Consider the following 20,226-nt stretch of genomic DNA (forward strand, 5'->3'; position numbering starts at 1 on the left):
TTCTTCTGATCTGAGGAAATAAAAAAAATCTGCTTCCCGATCAGTCGCAATTGACTGCGATCAGGAAGCAGATTTTTTAGAAACACCTTTTAATACGAAGCCAATTAATAGGCTGTATACACAGACCGTACCGAGTAAGAAAACCATTGTCATGTGATCACCGTCCATCCTTCGTGATTGAGAATGCTTATCATTAATGAAAGTGTATCACAATTGATAATGATTTTCAATATTAATTTAACAAATACTGATTGAGCGCTTTCTCTTCTGTTTGAATTCTCACAGCCATCATCCATGCATTTAAACATGTGAACAAAATGGCGGTAAAATAAGCATTAAACAAAAGCGGGATCAGCAAAAGCTCAATCGCCACCACGACATAGTTAGGATGCTTTAACCAGCGATAAGGTCCTTTTTTCACCATCATCGCATTTGGTACAACTAAAATCTTTGTATTCCAATACGTCCCAAGAGAACATAATGCCCAGTATCGAATCAACTGTGCGGCCAGCAGAAAAATGAGCACCACAAGAAAATAGGGCGACGGCGGCCTGTTTAACCCCCATACCTCAACCATAAGTGAGACAAAAAAGCCCGCATGCATAGCGACCATATAAGGATAATGACTTGCACCAAATTCAATGGCACCGATCGCTTTTACTTTCTTTTCATTTCTTTTAGCCACAAGCATTTCAATAAGCCGCTGACAAACGAAGAAACCGATGACGAGCCAAATGATCATGATAAGACCTCCTCCCATTTCATGAGCAGCAGCTCTGAGGAAAAGCCCGGACCAAGCGCTCCGCAAAGACCCATATCTCCCGCTTCAGCGGATTGATGTTCAAGATAATGTTTGATCACATACAAAACTGTGGCAGAGGACATATTCCCGTGTTGTTTAAGTACTTCTTTTGATGAAAAAAGCTGATCCTCTTGTAAGGATAGACTTTCAATATAGGCATCAATCACTTTTTTTCCTCCAGGATGGGCAAGAAAAACTGATAGGTCTTCTGCCGAATACCCTTGCTGCTCTAAAAATTGATCGACTTGCTCTTTTAACCAGCCTGAAATAATGGAAGGAATGTCACGGGAGAAAATAACCCGAAAGCCGTCACTTGTAAATTCCCAGCCCATCACATCCTCAGACTCTTTCATTGTGACGGATTGTGTACCAATCACTCTAGGAACTGTTTTTAGATCGGCGTATTCAGATACACCTTTTTCTCCAGTTAAGAGTACCGCTGCTGTCCCGTCTCCGAACAAAGATGTCCCGATTAAATTGCTTTTTGATTGATCTTGCGGCTGAAAGGTTAAACTGCACAGTTCACAGGCGACAACCAGCACCTTTGCTTCTGGAAATGCCCGTATGTATTCGTAAGCCCGGGACACCCCTGCCGCTCCGCCCCCGCACCCTAACCCCCAGATCGGCACTCGTTTCGTATAAGGCGAAAAAGGAAGAACGTTCATTAGTTTTGCATCAAGACTTGGTGTCGAAAGTCCGGTGCTTGAAATAAAAAACAATGCATCGATCTCTTCAAACGGAATCGGTTTTTTCAGGAACGCCTTCTCATGAAGACAGTGTATGACTGCTTCTTTTGCATGAGCCAATGCTTTTTCCAAATAGAGATTGTTTTTCTCCTCAAAAGAGTGGTGCGTCTGATACCATTCAATTGGCTGCACAAACTGTCTGCTCTCGATTTCTCCGTTTTGAAAAGCTCTCAGCAGCCGGTCGATATCTTTAAACGATCGTTTAAATTGGGATCTAGCAAAATCAGCCGCCTTTTTCTGATCCACATGATGTTTTGGCAGACTCGTTCCAACAGAAAGAATGTACGCCATCGGCTTCACCTCTTTTTTCGATTAATATCCCCTATCGAAAAAAGGATATACATGCCAAAACGTCACAATTCAGTCAAAATATTTTCCTCCGGCTAACTTTTTGTCTTGACGACAATTGATAAATATTGGATAATATAGGTGAAAACATGATGTAGTTTTCCTCCTTCACAGGTTCGTTCTAAGCCAAGCGAACCTGCTTTTTTTATGCAAAAAAACACCTCTAAAAGAGAAGTGTTCAGACCCTAGAACCCCCCTTTACTTATACAACACTTTCATACGGAATCTCCCTTTCGCTTCGAATTAATGGTCAAATCCGCTGCTATCTTAGCGTATAAATATTAACGTTTCGATCATTATTCAGAATGAAATGAATGGGTCAACTTTTTTGCTGATCAACACAAAGTAACAACCATAAATTTCTAATTCATTTGAATTTTCTATATAAAAAGGATTTTTTCCACTATATATTTAATCAATATGAGTACCAGGAAAAACAGTGAAAAAAGAAAGAATCTACAACATGGTTCGGCTCAAAATTTAATTGACTGGAGTGATTGTAATGAAAAAGGTTTCCAAAAAAAAGACACCCTACAACACGATACTTCTCTCAAAGGTAATTGGTTTAGTGCTTCTTACACTGTTTCTCTTTTTTATCTGGGATATGTCTAAACCCCATTTGCAGGCGACCAATGGGCAAGCAAAAAATGCTGCCAGCAGTGACTTCCGTGACACAAGCATCAGTCTGAAAGCAAAAGATCAGTCTACAAGAACATTGGATACACATTTTAAGACCAATCCAAACCAAGAGGCAACGAATAAAACGGTCTTTTTAACATTTGATGATGGTCCTTCTGCTACATCAAATCAGCTGTTAAATGTATTAAAAGCACATCACGTGAAGGCGACGTTCTTCATGCTTGGACCGCAAATCCAAGCACACCAATCAGCTGTGAAAAGACTTTATCAAGAAGGACATCAATTAGGTCTTCATGGCATGACGCATGATATAAACCTCTTTTATCAGAACAGCGAGTCTCCCGCAAATGAAATGAGAGAAGCTCAGCGTATTCTTGCCTCTGTTACAGGCGTCTACAGCCGTCTTGTAAGAACCCCCTTTGGCAGTGTTCCAAATTTAACATATCATCAAAAAGTACGTTTAAACCAAAATGGCTTTATTTACTGGGACTGGACGATTGATAGTCTTGACTGGAGATATAAAAACTCACAATATGTTCCAGAGGTATTGAATCAATTGCAAATGTTTGAGAAAAATAAACCATGGGAACCAAAAGTTATATTAATGCATGATCAACCCTCTACCACAAACTATTTAGATAGCCTGATTATACAGCTAAAAGCAAGGGGCTATACATTTGCAGTCATTAACGAAACAATGCCGCCGGTACAACATTAATAGTGCTAATCACAAAAAGCCCGTATCCAAAAGATGCGGGCTTTCAGCTTGTAGACAAACCCTCACACGCTCCTTCCTAGGATCCTAGGACTTCAAAGGTTTTTTATCAAGCTAAAAAGAAGACAAAGAGCTAAAATAAAAGGTCATTTTAGCTCTTTGTCCATAATCTGAACCCCCTCTCCAAGAGAGGGGTTTACATAACAGATTGCTTAGGTTCTTCTACCAGGTCATGCCCGGCTTCTTTTTTAAAAGGAATCATGTGATAAATAATATGAAGCAAAATAGCGGTAAAGCTTCCGGCCACAATGCCGTTACTTGTTAATAATTTAATCGAATCTGGCAGATGCTCAAACATTTGCGGTACGACAGTAACTCCTAAGCCGATTCCCACGGAGCAAGCGACGATCAGCAAGTTCTCCTGCTTTGCAAAGTCCACGCGCGAGAGCATTTTAATACCGTATGCAATGACCATGCCAAACATGGCAACCATTGCACCGCCAAGAACTGATTTTGGAATAATCGTCGTAAAGGCAGCGATTTTAGGAAAAAGACCAAATAACATGAGCAATGCCCCTGTGACGACAATGACTTGGTTTTTCTTGACGCCTGTTAACTGGATCAATCCAACATTTTGCGAGTAGGCTGTATACGGAAAAGCATTAAAGATTCCGCCTAATAACACAGCAATCCCCTCTGCCCGATAGCCTTTAGCCAAATCCTTCTCTTTTAATGACCGGTTTGTTAAATCACCTAATGCGAAATAAACGCCTGTTGATTCAACTAATGACACAATCGCAACTAACGTCATGGTCATGATTGGTGCAAATTCAAAGGTCGGCATCCCAAAATAAAATGGCTCAATCATACGGAAAACCTGAGCGTTTGCCACCTCAGCTGTTTCCACTTTCCCCATAAACGCAGCAACTGCTGTCCCAAGAAGAATACCGATTAAAATGGCGATCGCCTTCATAAATCCTTTCGTGAATCGATAGAGCAGTACAATGATAAACAGTACAAGGAAAGCGAGTCCTAGATTTTCAAAAGAACCATAGTCTGCACTTCCTTCTCCTCCTGCCATATTGTTCATTGCTACAGGAATGAGGGTGATACCAATAATGGTAACGACAGAACCAGTGACAACAGGCGGGAAAAATTTCACAAGCTTTCCAAAGAAAAATGAAAGAAGAATGATAATACATCCTGAAGCGATAATACTTCCATAGATAGACGAAATGCCATACTTAGAGCCAATCGCAATCATAGGCGAAACCGCAGTAAATGTACAGCCTAATACAACAGGCAGACCGATCCCAAAGAAGCGGTTTTTCCATACTTGAAGCAATGTGGCAGCCCCGCACATGAAAATATCCGCCGAGATTAAGTAAGTCAGCTGTGCAGGCGTGAGCCCGAGCGCATCTCCAACAATGAGCGGTACAAGAACAGCACCGGCATACATCGCCAGCACATGCTGAATACCCAGTGAGAGCGTTTTGACTTTTTTAGCGGCACTCATGATTGTACCTCCCGTACAAACGTGACTTTCCCTTCCTCAAGTGATTCAATACGTGCGAGCGACTCAACGCGGTAGCCCATTTGCACAAGCGCATTTCTTCCAGGCTGGAATGATTTTTCAATGACAATGCCAAATCCGGCTACTTTCGCCTTCGCCTGCTTTGCAATCGCAGCAAGTCCTTTCGCAGCTTCACCATTCGCTAAAAAGTCATCGATGATTAACACACAATCATTTTCACTAAGATGCGTATTTGAGACCGCAATCGTGCTTTCTACTTTTTTTGTAAAAGAGTACACACTGGCTGTTAACAGGTTATCCGTTAATGTGAGTGATTGACGTTTTCTTGCAAACACAACAGGTACTTGAAGAGCAAGCCCAGCCATCACAGCAGGTGCGATGCCAGAAGATTCAATTGTGATGATTTTTGTAATGCCATCATGCTGAAATAATCTAGCAAACTCTTGTCCGATCTCATGCATTAACACAGGATCAATTTGATGATTTAAAAAAGCATCTACCTTTAACACTTGATTTGACAGAACGATTCCTTCGTTCTCAATTTTTTGACGTAACAATTCCATCATTCTTCCCCCTAGCATAATTGGCAAACATTCAATTTTTGGCATAAAAAAAGCATTGCTGTCCATGAGGAGCAAGCAATGCGAAAACGATCAACGGATCTTCAGCTCAAACAAGAGCTGTTTCATTTTGCTCACTCATAGTCGGACCTTATCGGTGTCCGGTAGAAACTTGCGTGCCATCATCACGCGATTATATGAGTGTTATAGTGTTCAAATTATAACAAGATTTCAGACGCTTGGAAAGCACTTTTCTAGAAAAATACCGAACTTAAATAATAGATCAGAACAAAATGTTCGTTTTTAGAATATTCAAGCATCAAAAAAGCACCCCTCTCATGAAAGGGTGCCCTTCTTTTATGATAAATACAGTTTTGTATATTTATCTGTTAAGTAGTCGATTAAATATTGAACATTTAATTCTTCGCCTGTTGCATCTTGAATGATTTCAGATGGCTTTTTCCGTTTTCCATGCTGGTGAACATGTTCCGTCAGCCATTCTTTTATCGGTGCAAAAGACCCATTTTGAATAAGCTCATCAAAATTTGGTAAATCTTTGATCATTTGCTGCTTTAATTGCGCTGCATACATATAACCAAGGGCATATGAAGGGAAATAGCCAAAGCTTCCATCAGACCAGTGAACATCCTGCAAGATACCGAGTGCATCATTAGGAGGCGTAATGCCAAGATACGCTTGATATTTTTCATTCCAAAGTGCAGGCAGATCTTCAACTGCTACTTCTTCATTGAAAATCGCTTTCTCAATTTCATAGCGGATGATAATGTGAAGCGGATACGTCAGTTCATCGGCTTCAATTCGAATGTAAGTAGGCTTCGATTCATTCACTGCATGCACAAAGTCTTCTAAAGAAACATCTTTAAATTGCTCAGGAGAAGCTTCTTGCAGCTTTTGATAATACGTTTTCCAGAAATCTTCGTGTCTGCCGATAAAGTTCTCAAAGAAAAGAGACTGTGATTCATGGATTCCCATCGAAGTCCCATCACATAAAAGTGTTCCGCTCAGTGCTTCATCAATGTTTTGCTCATAGATCGCATGACCACATTCATGAATCGTTCCAAAGATCGCCATTCGAAAATCATGCTCATCATAACGGGTCGTCACACGTACATCGCCTCTGCTTAACGTTACAGCAAATGGATGAACTGTTGTATCCAGGCGGCCTGCGTCAAAGTCATATCCTAATTCTTTTAAGAAAAAGAGACTCAATTCCTTTTGTTTATCGATTGGGAAGCTTTTCGATAAAAATGAAGTATCCGGCTTATTAGGTGAGGCTTCGATTTTTTTCACAAGAGGAACAATAGCGTCACGAAGTGCACCAAACTTTTGATCAAGCTGTTCAACCGTCATATCTGGCTCATAGTTATTGAGCAGCACATCATAAGGCGTTTTTTTCACGCCCCAATATTGGATGAAACGCTTGTTAAAGTCAATAAGCTGTTTTAAGTATGGTGCAAAGAGTGAAAAGTCTGATTTCTCCCTTGCTTCTACCCAAACATGCTCCGCTTTTGATTGTAAAATCGAGTATTCTTTAAATTCTTCTTTCGGAATTTTACTGTTTTCATCATACTCTTTTTGTGATAATTCGAGCGCCTTCTGTGTATCTTTTGACAGCTCATCTCGGTGTTTGTTTAATGCGTGAAGAAGATCTCTCATTTCGTCAGAAGTCTTCATATTAAAAATATCACTTGATAATTGACCGATCGTTTCAGCTCTAAAATCCGCACTTTTTTTAGGTGCTTGTGTTCTAGAGTCCCAGTAAAGTAAATGGAGCGCCTCTGTATAATGGGCGATTTTCCCTAGTAATTGATAAAACGCTTTCTCAGTTGCTTCAAGACTCATGCGTTTGTTCCCCCAATCAATAAAATATGTATGTACGTTTCAAGGCTACTTCAATGAATGTTCTTTTGTCAATGAAAAAGGAGGATACACCGTGGTATCCTCCTCATTTGCAAGTTTTCAGCTATTTAAGATGTGATGATGGGCTTCACTGGCAGAACGGATTCAATTTTACTTTGAAGCTTAGTATCTTCTTTACGATCAAAGTAAATATGAATGCTTCCTGCGTCTTGGCTTGTCCGGATCAGTCTTCCGATACCTTGGCGTAAGCGAAGCAGCATATACGGAAGGTCAACTTCAGCATGTGCATCCTTTGCTTCATTCCGTTTCGCTTCAAATACCGGATCATGCGGCGGATAAGGAAGTCCCCAGATGATCACATTCGTTAATGATTGACCTGGAATATCAAGCCCTTCCCACAGATGAACAGAACATAACACGGATGTTTCATCTGCTTGGAACTTTTGAACAATCGTGCTGATTTCCTCGTCTCCCTCAAAATATACGTCAAACGGCAGTGATTCATTTGCTGCTTCAAGCTGTTTTCTAAAGAAATGAAGTTCATCAAATGAAGGGAAGAGAATCAGAGATCGTCCTCCATTTTCTTTCAGCTGAGTGATCACTTGCTGTGCTTTTGCCTCTTGCTCAGCGAGCTGCTGAATACCATGGAAATAAATCTTCATTTGTTCATCGTAATCATACGGCGAAGCGACACTCATTGATAAGTAATCTTTAATCCCAAGACTTTCAGCTAAATAATCAAAGGATTGATTCTCAGACAATGTAGCGGAAGAGAAAATATATGGTCTTTTTTGCGAGAATACTTTTTCGCCAAGCACCTCTGCAACCGTCTTCGGCATCACAACAAATGTTGTATCTAATTCCTGTTTTTCCAGCCAGCTAATGGCATTTTTTTGATAAAGCGATAAAGAATACGCCATTTGTTCAATGTATTCTTCCACAACAGATAATTCGTATTGATCGATTGTATACATCTCAGATTCAAACACGAGCGCTTCTCCGATTTTTTCAAGCAAGTCACACAATTCATTTGCAGAACGCTTCACCTCATCCACACGCCCAATTTCAAGCCGGTGCGAGCCTTTGACTTCTTTGGCATGTGTTTTTAAGAGATAAAAGAACTCATCGTTTGTTGCAAGTGCATCTTCAACAAGCTCTGCAAATTCTTCGCGTATGTCGTTTTGCAAAAGACGTTCCAAAAATGTTTCGAGCGTTGATTGCTTCACTCGGTACGTTAACGCTTTTTGTGCGGCAAACTCGAGAAGATGTCCCTCATCAAATACGACGGAGCTATGCTCAGGAAGCAGCGGAAGCTGGCCCTCACGTTTCCGGGATTCCTTCGTCCACACATGCTCCATGTAAAAATCATGTGAACAGATGATGAGGTCTGTCGCTTTCCGGTAATGATCTCTTGATAAATTCAAACCACAGCGATGACGCATATCGCACGTCAGACAGTCCTGAAACGAGTCATAGCCAATTCGTGACCATTCATCATTTGATAACTCCGGATACTCTTTTCGATCGCCATACGGATAAAAGGTTTGCATGCCATGTGATTCATGAACAAATGAAGGCAGTGATTCATAAATATCGAGCCACTTTTCATCATCTTCACGCTGCATCGTTTTCTCCAGCTTTTTTAAGCATAAATATTGATCATGCGATTTACTTAATCTCGCATCTATTTGAATATCAAGGTGATTAGCAATTTTATAGATATCACCTTCTTGTTTAACGAGCTGTTCAATTAACGTTTCGTCTGCACATGCAATAATCGCAGGCTTCCCTGTATACCTTGCATATGTGACGGCAAATAATAGATAGACGATGGTTTTGCCTGTGCCTACCCCAGCTTCGGCAAACATCACACTTTTTTCTTTAAAGGCTCTTTCTAGTTGAAAAGCCATAAATATTTGTTCATCTCGAAGATCAAAGCCCTTTTCTGGCAAAATGTCATAAAACACATCACCAATCCAGTTGCCCAGTTCTTCGTAAAAATTGTGTTCTTTTGATAATGAAAAAGGCAAACGAGATGCTGTCACCTGCTTCAACCCCCAACTTTTGAATCATTCAGACATTCAATAGTACCATTTACGCTGGGGAAAAACAATCTTTTTTTATGAGCGCAGGCGATGTTGATAGCTTTCCTTCATTAAAAATGCATGCTCAGAACGTTCTATGTATGCCTGAGCCAGCGCCAAATCTTCGATGGCTGCCGTAAGCTGAGCAGATTGTCCACCTTCATGCCCTTCTATTTCTTGAGCAGTCGAATTGAGTGCTTTTTGGATTAACTGAATTTGATCATAATGAATCATGAAGACACCTCTTTTTTTAAAATCAAGTTCAGTTTATTCCGCCACGCGAGGAGTTATACCTTTTCAGCATAAAAAAGCCGCACCTTTTTTCGGTGCGGCCATTTATTACGATTCGGTTGGTTGCTTTCTAGGCGGGCGTTTTCCCCAATATTGATAATAGTCTGTTTTAATAAATCCATTAAACAGCTTTCTCTTTTTCGTCGCTTTTCTTCCGAAGCACTCTTCGAATTTTTCGTGTGACGTTAAGATGTAAATGGACCATGTATCTAGGTTCTTAAACGCTTCACCCATTCCTTGATACATTTTTTCAACAGCTGGTTTATCACTCAGTCGTTCACCATAAGGAGGATTTCCAACAATCACACCGTACTCTTCTTTTGTTTGTAAGTCTTTTACTTGCATTTGTTTGAACTCAATCAGTTCACTCAGTCCTGCTTCTTCTGCATTCATTTTTGCGATGTCCACCATACGATGGTCGATGTCACTTGCGATAATGCGGAGCGGCTGATCATAGTTTGCTTTTTCTTCAACTTCCACACGCGCTTTGTTCCATACGTCTTCACCGATCCATTCCCATGATTCAGACGCAAAATCCCGGTTAAATCCTGGGGCAATGTTTTGTCCTATCATCGCTGCTTCAATGGCGATTGTTCCTGATCCGCAGAAAGGATCAACAAACGGACGGTCAGGTGTCCAGTTCGTTAATAAGACGAGCGCAGCAGCAAGCGTTTCTTTAATAGGTGCTCCGCCTTGATCCATGCGGTATCCGCGTTTATGAAGACCTACACCAGATGTATCAAGCGTAAGAACCGCTTTATCTTTTAAAAGAGCGATCTCGATTTTATATTCAGGTCCCGTCTCTTCAAGCCATTCAGACTGAATGTTGTAGGAGGATTTAAGCTTTTGAGCGATGGCTTTTTTGACGATGCGCTGGCAGTCAGGCACACTGGCAAGCTGAGATTTCACAGATTTCCCGATGACAGGAAACGTACTGTTTTTTGGTAAAAAAGCGGCCCAGTCAATCGCTTTCGTTTGTTCAAAAAGCTCATCAAATGTTTTTGCCGAAAATTCAGCAACTTGTACCTTGATCCGGTCTGCTGTACGCAGCCAAAGGTTTGCACGGCAAATGGCAAGAGCATCCCCCTTGAAAATCACTTTTCCGTTGTCGACTGTGCACTCATAGCCAAGGTCTCTTACTTCTTTTGCAACAATTGCTTCAATTCCCATTGGAGCTGTTGCGATGAGTGTATAGGTTTTCATTGATTTATCACCTGTTTTCTCGTCCTTTTATGTATTCAAGATAAAAGCTCTCCATATGTTGAAATAGGAGAGCTTTGTTTCATCATGTTTATGATAACGGATTTAACGTTCTGTAAGCCATGTTTTGTTCCATCGTACTGCAAACGGCAAATGCCTCGTACTCAGGTGGTAATCATCTATCTACAGAATTCTCTGTCCTTCTCTCCGTTTGGTTCCTTTGAGAAAGTTCCCCTACCAAGTTTGGGTTTCTCGCTCGAGGGGTTTACCGCGTTCCACTCTCACCATTTCTAGTGAGACTTCGTCACTGTGGCACTTTCAAAGATACTTTGCCATATCCTAAAAAGGACGTAGGCATTTTTCCTGCCGTCAGCCTTTCCCAGGCTGCCCTGGCTTATTTTTTCGCCAGGCACGAACACTACGGGCATCTCAGCACCGTGCGAGCATGGACTTTCCTCTGCAATGCCCTAAATAGCATTACAGCGATTACCCGAACGTTAATCAATAAGCGTTATTATAAACGACAATGACATCTGACACAAGCTTTTTCAGCAAGACTCAATCATAAAGTTTGCTGCCGAAAACGTGTTTCTCAAGGTTCGATAGTCTTTTTAAAATATCAAAGTTTGTTGTATTAGACTGTGCAGGCTGTCTTTTCCCTTGTTCAACAGCTTCTTCAAGCTGTTTTGACAAGTGGAGGTTTTCTTGTTGAAGTTTTTCGATTTCTTGGTTGAATGTCTCATAGTCTTTAATGACCATATCTAAAAATTTATCGACTTCTTCTTGTTTGTACCCTCTGACACCTGTTTTAAATTCTTTTTCTAAAATTTCTTTCGCAGAAAGCTTTACTTTATCAGCAAGCATCTTTTTCACCTCATATCGTGAATTCATAGTATATTTTTTCAGAAATACGTGACGTTGTCAAATTTTCTCTTGCTTTTAATCAAAAAACGGATCTTCCGCCTCAACCTGCGCTCTTAGATCATCCATCGTGATGTACATAATGGGGTAATCGGTATAGGCTTCCGCCTCCCTGATCATATACTTCGGCGATCCCTCATGCTCGGGATCATATAAGACGAGAAGACCATCTGTTTTTTCAATAAAAAAGCGATTCTTTTGTTTAAATTGTGCCGGACTTTCGTACGGTCTATGCGTGACACTTTCTACAAAATCGGCCTGTGCAAGAATTCCTTCATACAACTCTTTGTTTTGTTCATTCCAGCGCTCTTCCTGTTCATAAAATGGCGTAATGACTGCAAGTTTTAACGCTGGATATTCCTCCTGAAGCTCAAACACCACTTCAGCTGTCCAAATTTCTGCCCCAAGCTGTCCTGATATGAGCACCCATTCCAGACCTTCTTCGATAAGGGCTGTCAGCCTTTTTTGAAGCTCCGCTTTTATGTATTGAAGTGCAGGCTCGTCTTGTTTGAATATCCCAAGCTCAAACGGCTTGTACCCTGTGACAGCAATAATTTTCATTTTTTCACCTGCTTTTAAAAAATGGGACTTATAAAAGTCCCATTCACTTTATCTGTTACAGCAAGGTCCACCGCAGTTAAAGTGTTGATGTGTTGTCGGGTCCACCTGAGAAAACGTATGCGGGAAGTAGTGAACATGTTTGAAATTATGGTGGTGAACATTTGTCACATGCTGCGGGTGGATATGCGGCACAATTGTTGTTGACTCGCTGTGTGTACAGCAATGATTCGTCGGATGAACAATTGGCTGTGTAACATTCGGATGGCAATGATGATGATGGTACATGTAGCATTCCCCTCTCCTTTATTTTCTTACATTATCAATGTATGAATTAAGAGGTGTACATGTACTAATGCATTAACCTATTTTAAAAGTTGGCAAGAAAAATATCTTTATAGTTTGAAAACACAAAAGCGACCAAAATGACCACAAGAAAAAACAAGTAGAAAAGACCCTTATACATGCTATACGCTCCTCATTCAATATCTAACGTTATTTTACAGGATTCGCGGACTTTCTACAATAAAAGTGCTAAACAATTTTTATTTTCGGCCGAGAGCCGAACGTTGTCATTTTTTGCGCTTTCCCGGGTAATAATATTTCATTGCCCAGCTTTTCTCAATAGCCGTTTTTTTCGCTTCTCAAGCTCTTTTGTGTCTCGCTCGCTTAACGATGAGAAAGATAATAAAGATTCCGTGATGGAAAGAGCTGACCTTGCATCTTTTTGGCGATGCTCTTTACACTTCGCAAGCTCTATACCCGCTTTTAATGCCAAATGGACATCACTTGATTCAAATAATGTTTCCCAAATTCGAACTGCTTTATCCCACTCGTTTAGCCGTTTATATTGTAATGAGAGATCAAAAGCCGCCTGATTGGCATGTTCAAAATCAGCACCTGTTAATTCCCGCAAATGCTTCGTAGCTTCCTGTACATCACGATGCGCAAGATGCCACCTAGCCAGCGCGTATTTCTCATCATGCTCCTTTACCGCATCCATAGATAGAATTTTTTTGGATAGATGGATGTAAAGGCTGATTAACGAAAGGACGTCTAATTCATTATGAGTCAAAATTCCTTCGATGAGCTTCGGTTTTTGTTCCTTTAAAAAGTGAAAATAGATCATCGGTGCCAAAAAACCCGGTGTGTCTCCTTCCCGGTGAACGTGCAGCTCTTCTTTTTCAACCACAGACAGTGCCATTCGTTCATATTTATGCTTCCACAATCGTCTTGACCCATGCAGAAGATCAAAGTGGCCAAACTCTGGAAGCGCAGGGATTTGATCTCGCAGCAAAGTATGTCTCGTTTTCACTTGCGGCCAATCGAATGATTTTCCATTATATGTAACGAGTGATTCTACGTTCACTTCATCGAGAAAGCTTTTATAAAGAGCCGCTTCATTTCCCGGATTTGTGAGCAGGTGCTGTTTCACCACTACTTTGTCAGCAAAAACCCGCGCATGTCCTAGCAAGAAGATCATATTTCCCGTTCCGCCAGATAATCCAGTTGTTTCTGTATCAAAGAAAAACAGTTCATGCGGCTTGTAACCTTTAGCCGATAAAGAATGCTGGATGCTGCTTTTGTTCCATGCCTCGATGACCTTTGGCAGTTCCGCAAACGAGTAGAGTCCATGCTTATCATCTAATGAATAGGTGACTTCTCGAATGAGACAAAAGGAATCCTCAAAGTGATAAGGAGCTGCATCCAATTGCTCCCATTCCTTTAAAAATGGAATGTTTTCGGCCGTCACAGGCTGAGGCTGCCCTTCCACTGTTTTTTGACGTTTTTCGTTTGGCTGGTTGTGCGATAGGTGCTTCTTCATTCGATTTAATTTCCCTTTTAAAGACATGAGTAGGTATCTTCCTCCTTCCTCTTAAAATGCAGACATCAATTCAACAATGCTGCTTTTTCCGCTCACCTCTTTCATTTCCATGCCAATGCAGGATGGACAGCCGTTCTCACAGCGGCACCGCTCTATCAGCTGAATGGCTGCACCTGCTATTTCATCGAAACGAGCTTGGACTTCTTTGCTTAAGCCGATTCCGCCAGGGTAGTGGTCATATAAAAAGACTGTCGGTTTACCGGTATGTGCCGCTTTAATTTGTGAAACAACATGAATATCTGAGCGGTCACACATCACAAAAGCAGGTACAATGTGCTGAAGAACATTTGCGATGCCAAGCAGGAGCTGTTCAAGTGTCTTCTCTTCAAATCTCCGCTCTGCCTCGTGTAATTCAAACCAAGCCGCACTCGTATGAATTTCTTCTTCCGGTAGGTGAATTGGACCAGAGCCGATATTTTCACCGGTACTGAGCCGGATTTTTTTGAAAATTGTTGGCATTGCGTTGACAGTCACATCACCGTAGTGAACAGATACCGCTTCTTTCTCTGTTGTTTGATCGATTTCCAGCACCTTGAGCTGAACAGCTAAATTAGCATCTGTATAGTATTCTACATCCACTTGTTTCACATAAGCCTTCAAATGCTCGTAATCTAACTTTTCTACTTGATATTGAACCCCTTCATGTAAATAAATTGCTTCATCATGCAGCAATGTCATTGCACTGAATCGATCCATCTCTCCAATAATCCGGACATTCGCTACGTCGGATTGATCCACAATCACCACATTTTCCTGGCTTGCAGATCTCAGGCTGATCCCATGCGCTGGGAACGATTGATCCGACCAATAATACCGGTTCCCGCTAAAATGAAGAACCCCTTCCTCATGTAAGTATTGCAAAATGTCTTCTACTTCCATGTCGCCAAACTGTTCATCCGTCCGAAATGGCAGCTCGTAGGAAGCACATTTTAGATGATCCACTAAAATAATGAGATTTTCAGGATTGATTCTGGCTGCTTCAGGCGGTCTATTAAAGAAATATTCAGGGTGTCTGACAATATATTGATCAAGGGGTGAGGAGCTTGCCACCATGATAATAAGCGCCTCCTCATGACGCCTTCCAGCACGTCCTGCCTGCTGCCATGTACTCGCTACACTGCCAGGATACCCCGTCATAATGCATACCTTTAGCTGACCTATATCTACCCCTAATTCTAGTGCGTTCGTGCTGACGACACCTAGAATGTCTCCTTCTCTTAACCCCTTTTCAATCACGCGCCGCTCTTTTGGCAAATAGCCTCCGCGATACCCGCGAATCGATTTTGGACCGATTTCTTTTTTCACAAGCTCTTGAATATGACTTAAAATCACTTCTACTCGTACCCTGCTTCTAGCAAAAACGATCGTTTGAATTTTTTCTTTTAAAAATGTTTTAGCCAATTGGTTGACGACAGTGGCAGCGCTTTGTCTAATATTTAATGGTTTATTCACCACTGGCGGGTTATAAAACACAAAATTCTTTTTACCGCTAGGCGCTCCGTTTCGTTCAATAAGATGCACTTTGCTCCCTGTGAGCTGCTGCGCCAGCTCTTTTGGATTCGCAATCGTTGCGGAAGTACAAATGAAAATTGGATCACTTCCATAAAATGCACAAATTCGCTTTAATCTTCGAATCACATTGGCCACATGACTGCCAAACACACCTCGATATGTATGAAGCTCATCAATGACAATATACTTCAAATTCTCAAATAAACTGACCCATTTCGTATGATGAGGCAAAATAGCTGAATGCAGCATATCTGGGTTTGTGATGACAATATGTCCTGCTTGTCTGACTCGCTGCCGAATGGCCGGAGAGGTGTCCCCGTCATATGTTTCACTATGAATCGGAACATCCATCTCGTGGATGATCTCGTTAAGTTCACTCTTTTGATCCTGTGCGAGCGCTTTTGTTGGGAATAAATAAAGAGAGCGGTTTGTCTGGTCTTCTGCAATCGACTGGAGAACAGGCAGATTGTAGCAAAGCGTTTTACCTGAAGCTGTTGGTGTAACCGTTACTACATGCTCACCATTCATTACTCGTTCAAAGGCTTCTTTTTGATGAATATACAGCTCTTTCACGCCTCGTTTTTCAAGCGCCTTTTTTAGCCTGTCGTCCACTCTTTCAGGAACGGGTGAGGTCTGTGCAGGCTTTGCTTCAATTTCATGCCAATGTTCTACCTGTTCGTCTTTCTTTAATTCTTCTATCAGTTCGTTCATTGTTTTCTTTTTCATATTGCGTCCACCTCTCATTCTAGTGTACCGAATATTTGTTTGCATGACTAGGCGGCAATTTTTTGATGCGGACTTATGAGCAAATACTTTGAACTGTTGTAACAGTATCTATTACACTTCTAAAGTGAAATGATTTTATCAAGGAAGAAGATGATCAGATTGAAAAACGAATTTAAGCCTTTATTTGAACCATTTACGTTTCCAGGAGGCGCCTCTATTGATGGCCGGTTAGTGGTTGCTCCAATGACACACTTCGGTTCTCATGACGACGGCACCATTTCAAAAGACGAAATTGACTTCATTACAGCTAGATCAAGTGAAATGGGTATGGTGATTACAGCATGTGCGAATGTGACTCCAGATGGGAAGGCATTTGAAGGACAGCCTTCTATCGCAAGAGATGAAGATATCCCTGGCCTGAAAAAACTGGCTTCATCTATCCAGGCAAAAGGAACAAAAGCCATTATTCAAATTCATCACGGCGGCTCTCAGGCTCTCCCTCATTTAGTTCCAAACGGTGATGTGGTTGCGCCAAATGATGTGTTTAAAGATGGAAAACAAATTGCACGCGCTTTAAAAGAAGAGGAAATTACGCAAATTATCGACTCCTTTAAAGAAGCAGCAAGACGAGCGGTTCAAGCAGGGTTTGACGGCGTGGAAATTCACGGGGCAAACGGTTATTTATTACAGCAATTTTACTCACCGCATAGCAATCAGCGTACAGATCAATGGGGAGGAAACGAAGAAAAACGTCTAGCTTTCCCTATTGCTGTTGTAGATGCAGTTAAAGAGGCCATCAAAGAGCATGCGGCTAAACCGTTTATCTTTGGATACCGGTTATCTCCTGAAGAGCCAGAAACTCCTGGTTTAACAATGACAGAGACGTTTACATTAGTGGATGTTCTCAAAACAAAAAGCCTCGATTATTTGCATATCTCTTTAATGGAGATTGGCTCTAAAGCAAGACGAGGCGCAGATTCTAATAAGACACGTATGGAACTGCTAAAAGAACGCTGCAGCGATGCTCTTCCGCTTATTGGAGTAGGCAGCGTCATTACAGCTGAAGATGCACTCCATGCTTACAATCAAGGAATTCCTCTCATCGCTGTCGCACGAGAGCTGATCGTCGACCCAGATTGGGCAAAGAAAATTAAAGAAGGCAGAGAACAAGAGATTGAAACCGTCATTAAACGCAGCCAAAAAGACAAGTATCTTATTCCAGAAGGATTGTGGTCTGTCATGGAAGCGAGTCAAGGCTGGGTTCCAATGGAGGATTAATGTCCTCACCTCAATAAAAAACTACCCTATCAATGGGTAGTTTTTTTCATGAACTATTTCATTTTCACTGTAAAGAGCTTGGACGTCTGCTTTTCTACAGAGCCTTTTGGTTCTTTATCAAGTCGTTCGATAAGGTCACCGTTCATAATCACAATCGGTGTCACTGTACTTGACGCTTTCTCTTCAATCAGTTCTAAATCACACGTAATAAGAGGATCCCCGATTTTCACCTTATCCCCTTCTTTCATGTGCGCTTCAAATCCTTCACCATTTAACCCAACTGTTTCAAGTCCGATATGAATCAGAAGCTCAAGCCCCGAGAGTGTTCGAATGCCAATTGCATGTTTTGTATGGAAGAGCTGAATGATTTCACCCTCTACTGGTGACACAATCGTCCCACTTTTTGGTTTTACTGCTACGCCGTCTCCCATCATCTTTTGAGAAAAGACGGGATCTGGTACATCAGTCATATCCATTAACTCTCCATCAACTGGAGAATAAATGACTTCTTCCTTTACATCATCTTGGTTTTTTCCGAAACCGAATAATTTTTTCAGCAATGTCAATTTGCTCCCTTCAAGCTTTGCTTCTTAAATCTATTTCGTGTATGAAACTTTACGCCCATACACCTTGCTTCATTCAACACTATTTAATCATAATTTTTTCCTCTCATCAATTGATAACCGCCTGAGCCCCCTCTGCATAGGCTGTAGATGAGAGGTGATTCAGATGAAACATGAAGGCGAAAAAAAACATGAAATGCTGGCAAATGAAGATATGCTATATGAAGCGATTGAACAATTTTTTGCATCCTCCCCGTTTCACGAGATATTAAATAGTGCAGAGGCACTCATGACCACATCGCATTCACTTGCATCCATTACGACCGGTGTGACAGAGGATGAACAGAATGTGTATATCGAGATTCAATTTCCAGACCATTTTGTCGAAGGAGACATTGCGCTAGAAGTAAAAGCCCAATATTTACACTTATCAGTACAGGAAAAAATCAAAACAGATACGACTTCTTCGTATTCAAGCTTTACCAAAACCATTTTAATGCCGGCAAAAATAGATGAAACGAAAATGAAGAGTGTGTGGAAAGATCAATCGCTTCATGTGTCTGCGCCAAAGCAAACAACCCAATAGATCAATCTATTGGGTTTTAGCTATGCTTTAAAAATGCTTGTAAATCCTTTCGCCAATGAGCCTACTTGATTCATTGTACTCATCATTTGGCCAGCTGTATCAAACATTTTGTTAAAATCGTATTGCCCATTCGTCTTTTTGAATTGTGACAGCACACTTTTAAATTGAGATGGCTGCTGTTTTTGCGGCCTTGGCAATGGATAAGGGTTCATAGGCGGCTGCATGGGCATCATGCCTGGAGGCGGCTGCATTTGGGGTGGATTCATCGCTTCTGGCGGCTGTAAAGGCGGCACGTTTTCTTGGTATCCATAAGGCGGCTGATAAACAGTAGATGGTGCCTGATTCATTCCCCCTCCACCTTGATACGGCGGCATGAAATAGTCTGGAGGCTGCGGAGGCTGCTGCTGCATCTCTGGATACGGAAAAGGCCTTTGCTTGAATTGATTGAATTCATAAGGCTGCTGGTTTGAATAAGGGAACATCTATCTCGCTCCTCTCGCTCTCAACACATATTGATGACACTCATATATTATGACCAAGAGCAGAAGATGTGCCTAAAGAAGCCATAAGAAAAACGCAGCATCATGTCTTTAGCTGCGCTTTTTGATTTCTTCTATTAAAATGTTCAGAGTGTAAACCACTGACTCAACTAAATTTTTTACACGGGGTGCGTGCTGTTTACCAAAATAAGATTGCAGGACAACCTCTTTTCCATTTTCTTTTACGGCTTCAAGCTGTTCTTGGTGTAAATATCTAGGATTGGCCTGCTCAATAAACGAGATGGCAGCGGTGAGCCACTCCTCCATTTTCTGATCAAATGTAACAACGGCCGGCTGAATATCCGTATAAAAATCATACGATGGGTACTCCTCTTCAGCCTTTCCCTTTTGGTACTGCTCATACGCTTCTTCGATCCATATTCTCAAGTTTTGTGTATGTTCAAGTAATGTTTGATTATCCAAAGTGTTCACCTCTATGAACCATCCTATCAAACGTTTACCTATTGCTCAAATAGAAAAGCTATCCGGCGTGATATGCCGGTCTTGCTGCCAGTTTATACTCGGCTGCATGAAGCTTCACTTCACAGTCCTTTACTTCTGATTCAAGCCGGTCAATCATTTGTTCTTGCTCTTCTATCGCTGCACGTTTCGTCTGCTTCACAGCAAGAGACAGTTCTTCCTCTACCGCATCAATTTTTCGCTCGATTTCCTCTAACAACTGCATAATGGATTCTTTTGATACAAATTCGCTCATCATCAGATTCCTCCTTTATCGTCTCTCGTTACATTCTCTTTTCTTTCTCACCCTCCTTCACACATGACAAAACTAGAAGCAAATCGCCAATCTAAGTGTAGATAAGCGCTATTTCTTCCTTTTCGACAGATGCTTGTCCTTCT

General features: G+C 41.4%; 21 protein-coding genes, 1 other RNA gene and 1 riboswitch. Of the genes, 3 read left to right on the plus strand and 19 right to left on the minus strand.

What is annotated here, in order from left to right; genetic code table 11:
- Positions 1 to 60 precede the first annotated feature (60 nt).
- From fbpC to NSS65_RS10300, 3 genes are all read right to left on the minus strand, one after another.
- Positions 61 to 168, minus strand: coding sequence for a Fur-regulated basic protein FbpC (fbpC, locus tag NSS65_RS10290; RefSeq protein WP_306299200.1), 108 nt, complete (start codon positions 166 to 168; stop codon positions 61 to 63).
- Between the two features lie 64 nt (positions 169 to 232).
- Positions 233 to 742 carry an isoprenylcysteine carboxylmethyltransferase family protein gene (locus NSS65_RS10295; protein WP_029708080.1) on the minus strand — a complete coding sequence of 170 codons (510 nt, stop codon included), beginning with the start codon at positions 740 to 742 and terminating at the stop codon, positions 233 to 235.
- Complete coding sequence (locus NSS65_RS10300; protein ID WP_111926525.1) at positions 739 to 1,839, minus strand: 3-oxoacyl-[acyl-carrier-protein] synthase III C-terminal domain-containing protein; 1,101 nt, start codon at positions 1,837 to 1,839, stop codon at positions 739 to 741. The genes NSS65_RS10295 and NSS65_RS10300 overlap by 4 nt, the downstream gene beginning before the upstream one ends.
- Positions 1,840 to 2,398: 559 nt before the next feature.
- Here NSS65_RS10300 and NSS65_RS10305 point away from each other — a divergent pair.
- Positions 2,399 to 3,253, plus strand: coding sequence for a polysaccharide deacetylase family protein (locus tag NSS65_RS10305; protein ID WP_034280497.1), 855 nt, complete (start codon positions 2,399 to 2,401; stop codon positions 3,251 to 3,253).
- Between the two features lie 193 nt (positions 3,254 to 3,446).
- Here NSS65_RS10305 and pbuX read toward each other — a convergent pair whose 3' ends face one another.
- The 12 genes from pbuX to NSS65_RS10365 all read right to left on the minus strand — a co-directional run bounded on the left by pbuX (position 3,447) and on the right by NSS65_RS10365 (position 16,402).
- Complete coding sequence (gene pbuX / locus NSS65_RS10310; RefSeq protein WP_149126519.1) at positions 3,447 to 4,766, minus strand: xanthine permease PbuX; 1,320 nt, start codon at positions 4,764 to 4,766, stop codon at positions 3,447 to 3,449.
- On the minus strand, positions 4,763 to 5,347 hold the full coding sequence (gene xpt, locus NSS65_RS10315) for a xanthine phosphoribosyltransferase (RefSeq protein ID WP_125587080.1): 585 nt from the start codon (positions 5,345 to 5,347) through the stop codon (positions 4,763 to 4,765). Before xpt ends, pbuX begins: the two co-directional genes overlap by 4 nt.
- Before the next feature lie 118 nt (positions 5,348 to 5,465).
- A riboswitch (purine riboswitch) is annotated at positions 5,466 to 5,565 on the minus strand.
- Positions 5,566 to 5,701: 136 nt separating this feature from the next.
- Positions 5,702 to 7,207, minus strand: a complete 1,506-nt coding sequence (locus NSS65_RS10320; RefSeq protein WP_024428121.1) for a carboxypeptidase M32 — start codon at positions 7,205 to 7,207, stop codon at positions 5,702 to 5,704.
- A gap of 125 nt (positions 7,208 to 7,332) precedes the next feature.
- Positions 7,333 to 9,270, minus strand: a complete 1,938-nt coding sequence (locus tag NSS65_RS10325) for an ATP-dependent DNA helicase (protein WP_144496174.1) — start codon at positions 9,268 to 9,270, stop codon at positions 7,333 to 7,335.
- Positions 9,271 to 9,345: 75 nt separating this feature from the next.
- Positions 9,346 to 9,543, minus strand: a complete 198-nt coding sequence (locus NSS65_RS10330; protein ID WP_024428119.1) for a hypothetical protein — start codon at positions 9,541 to 9,543, stop codon at positions 9,346 to 9,348.
- Between the two features lie 105 nt (positions 9,544 to 9,648).
- Positions 9,649 to 10,803 carry a class I SAM-dependent RNA methyltransferase gene (locus tag NSS65_RS10335; RefSeq protein ID WP_144496175.1) on the minus strand — a complete coding sequence of 385 codons (1,155 nt, stop codon included), beginning with the start codon at positions 10,801 to 10,803 and terminating at the stop codon, positions 9,649 to 9,651.
- A 108-nt stretch (positions 10,804 to 10,911) separates the two neighbouring features.
- Positions 10,912 to 11,298: RNase P RNA component class B (rnpB, locus tag NSS65_RS10340), an RNA gene on the minus strand.
- A 60-nt stretch (positions 11,299 to 11,358) separates the two neighbouring features.
- Positions 11,359 to 11,664 (minus strand): cell division regulator GpsB, encoded by a 306-nt coding sequence (gpsB, locus tag NSS65_RS10345; protein WP_012010336.1) that lies wholly within the window; start codon positions 11,662 to 11,664, stop codon positions 11,359 to 11,361.
- Between the two features lie 75 nt (positions 11,665 to 11,739).
- The gene (locus NSS65_RS10350; protein WP_029706022.1) at positions 11,740 to 12,282 is read right to left on the minus strand and encodes a DUF1273 domain-containing protein; all 543 of its coding nucleotides are present in this window, start codon (positions 12,280 to 12,282) and stop codon (positions 11,740 to 11,742) included.
- A gap of 48 nt (positions 12,283 to 12,330) precedes the next feature.
- Positions 12,331 to 12,567 carry a CotD family spore coat protein gene (locus NSS65_RS10355; RefSeq protein WP_080652975.1) on the minus strand — a complete coding sequence of 79 codons (237 nt, stop codon included), beginning with the start codon at positions 12,565 to 12,567 and terminating at the stop codon, positions 12,331 to 12,333.
- A gap of 316 nt (positions 12,568 to 12,883) precedes the next feature.
- Complete coding sequence (locus tag NSS65_RS10360; protein WP_144496176.1) at positions 12,884 to 14,131, minus strand: ribonuclease H-like domain-containing protein; 1,248 nt, start codon at positions 14,129 to 14,131, stop codon at positions 12,884 to 12,886.
- Positions 14,132 to 14,155: 24 nt separating this feature from the next.
- Positions 14,156 to 16,402: a DEAD/DEAH box helicase gene (locus NSS65_RS10365; protein ID WP_144496177.1), complete on the minus strand. Its 2,247-nt coding sequence runs from the start codon at positions 16,400 to 16,402 to the stop codon at positions 14,156 to 14,158.
- Between the two features lie 159 nt (positions 16,403 to 16,561).
- On the opposite strand from NSS65_RS10365, the gene NSS65_RS10370 reads away from it, so the two are divergent.
- On the plus strand, positions 16,562 to 17,680 hold the full coding sequence (locus NSS65_RS10370) for an NADH-dependent flavin oxidoreductase (protein ID WP_326134798.1): 1,119 nt from the start codon (positions 16,562 to 16,564) through the stop codon (positions 17,678 to 17,680).
- Positions 17,681 to 17,733: 53 nt separating this feature from the next.
- On the opposite strand, the gene NSS65_RS10375 is transcribed toward NSS65_RS10370, so the two are convergent.
- Entirely contained in the window at positions 17,734 to 18,240 is a 507-nt protein-coding gene (locus tag NSS65_RS10375) for a PTS glucose transporter subunit IIA (protein ID WP_024422767.1), read from the minus strand.
- 169 nt (positions 18,241 to 18,409) lie between these two features.
- Here NSS65_RS10375 and NSS65_RS10380 point away from each other — a divergent pair, with 169 nt between their 5' ends.
- The gene (locus NSS65_RS10380) at positions 18,410 to 18,829 is read left to right on the plus strand and encodes an Hsp20/alpha crystallin family protein (RefSeq protein WP_034280483.1); all 420 of its coding nucleotides are present in this window, start codon (positions 18,410 to 18,412) and stop codon (positions 18,827 to 18,829) included.
- Between the two features lie 20 nt (positions 18,830 to 18,849).
- Here the strand turns inward: NSS65_RS10380 and NSS65_RS10385 are convergent, their stop codons facing one another.
- The 3 genes from NSS65_RS10385 to NSS65_RS10395 all read right to left on the minus strand — a co-directional run bounded on the left by NSS65_RS10385 (position 18,850) and on the right by NSS65_RS10395 (position 20,083).
- Positions 18,850 to 19,311: a YppG family protein gene (locus NSS65_RS10385; RefSeq protein ID WP_061109277.1), complete on the minus strand. Its 462-nt coding sequence runs from the start codon at positions 19,309 to 19,311 to the stop codon at positions 18,850 to 18,852.
- A 108-nt stretch (positions 19,312 to 19,419) separates the two neighbouring features.
- On the minus strand, positions 19,420 to 19,800 hold the full coding sequence (locus tag NSS65_RS10390; protein WP_260983447.1) for a YppE family protein: 381 nt from the start codon (positions 19,798 to 19,800) through the stop codon (positions 19,420 to 19,422).
- 49 nt (positions 19,801 to 19,849) lie between these two features.
- Positions 19,850 to 20,083, minus strand: a complete 234-nt coding sequence (locus tag NSS65_RS10395) for a DUF5446 family protein (RefSeq protein ID WP_224426684.1) — start codon at positions 20,081 to 20,083, stop codon at positions 19,850 to 19,852.
- Positions 20,084 to 20,226: the final 143 nt, after the last annotated feature.

It is taken from the genome of Bacillus sp. FSL K6-1006, assembly GCF_038593175.1.
GTDB lineage: Bacteria > Bacillota > Bacilli > Bacillales > Bacillaceae > Bacillus > Bacillus safensis.

Coding starts and splice junctions, on each gene's coding strand:
- fbpC (WP_306299200.1), bottom strand. CDS start 168: ATGGACGGTGATCACATGACAATGGTTTTCTTACTCGGTACGGTCTGT.
- NSS65_RS10295 (WP_029708080.1), bottom strand. CDS start 742: ATGATCATTTGGCTCGTCATCGGTTTCTTCGTTTGTCAGCGGCTTATT.
- NSS65_RS10300 (WP_111926525.1), bottom strand. CDS start 1,839: ATGGCGTACATTCTTTCTGTTGGAACGAGTCTGCCAAAACATCATGTG.
- NSS65_RS10305 (WP_034280497.1), top strand. CDS start 2,399: ATGAAAAAGGTTTCCAAAAAAAAGACACCCTACAACACGATACTTCTC.
- pbuX (WP_149126519.1), bottom strand. CDS start 4,766: ATGAGTGCCGCTAAAAAAGTCAAAACGCTCTCACTGGGTATTCAGCAT.
- xpt (WP_125587080.1), bottom strand. CDS start 5,347: ATGGAATTGTTACGTCAAAAAATTGAGAACGAAGGAATCGTTCTGTCA.
- NSS65_RS10320 (WP_024428121.1), bottom strand. CDS start 7,207: ATGAGTCTTGAAGCAACTGAGAAAGCGTTTTATCAATTACTAGGGAAA.
- NSS65_RS10330 (WP_024428119.1), bottom strand. CDS start 9,543: ATGATTCATTATGATCAAATTCAGTTAATCCAAAAAGCACTCAATTCG.
- NSS65_RS10335 (WP_144496175.1), bottom strand. CDS start 10,803: ATGAAAACCTATACACTCATCGCAACAGCTCCAATGGGAATTGAAGCA.
- gpsB (WP_012010336.1), bottom strand. CDS start 11,664: ATGCTTGCTGATAAAGTAAAGCTTTCTGCGAAAGAAATTTTAGAAAAA.
- NSS65_RS10350 (WP_029706022.1), bottom strand. CDS start 12,282: ATGAAAATTATTGCTGTCACAGGGTACAAGCCGTTTGAGCTTGGGATA.
- NSS65_RS10355 (WP_080652975.1), bottom strand. CDS start 12,567: ATGTACCATCATCATCATTGCCATCCGAATGTTACACAGCCAATTGTT.
- NSS65_RS10360 (WP_144496176.1), bottom strand. CDS start 14,131: ATGTCTTTAAAAGGGAAATTAAATCGAATGAAGAAGCACCTATCGCAC.
- NSS65_RS10365 (WP_144496177.1), bottom strand. CDS start 16,402: ATGAAAAAGAAAACAATGAACGAACTGATAGAAGAATTAAAGAAAGAC.
- NSS65_RS10380 (WP_034280483.1), top strand. CDS start 18,410: ATGAAACATGAAGGCGAAAAAAAACATGAAATGCTGGCAAATGAAGAT.
- NSS65_RS10385 (WP_061109277.1), bottom strand. CDS start 19,311: ATGTTCCCTTATTCAAACCAGCAGCCTTATGAATTCAATCAATTCAAG.
- NSS65_RS10395 (WP_224426684.1), bottom strand. CDS start 20,083: ATGAGCGAATTTGTATCAAAAGAATCCATTATGCAGTTGTTAGAGGAA.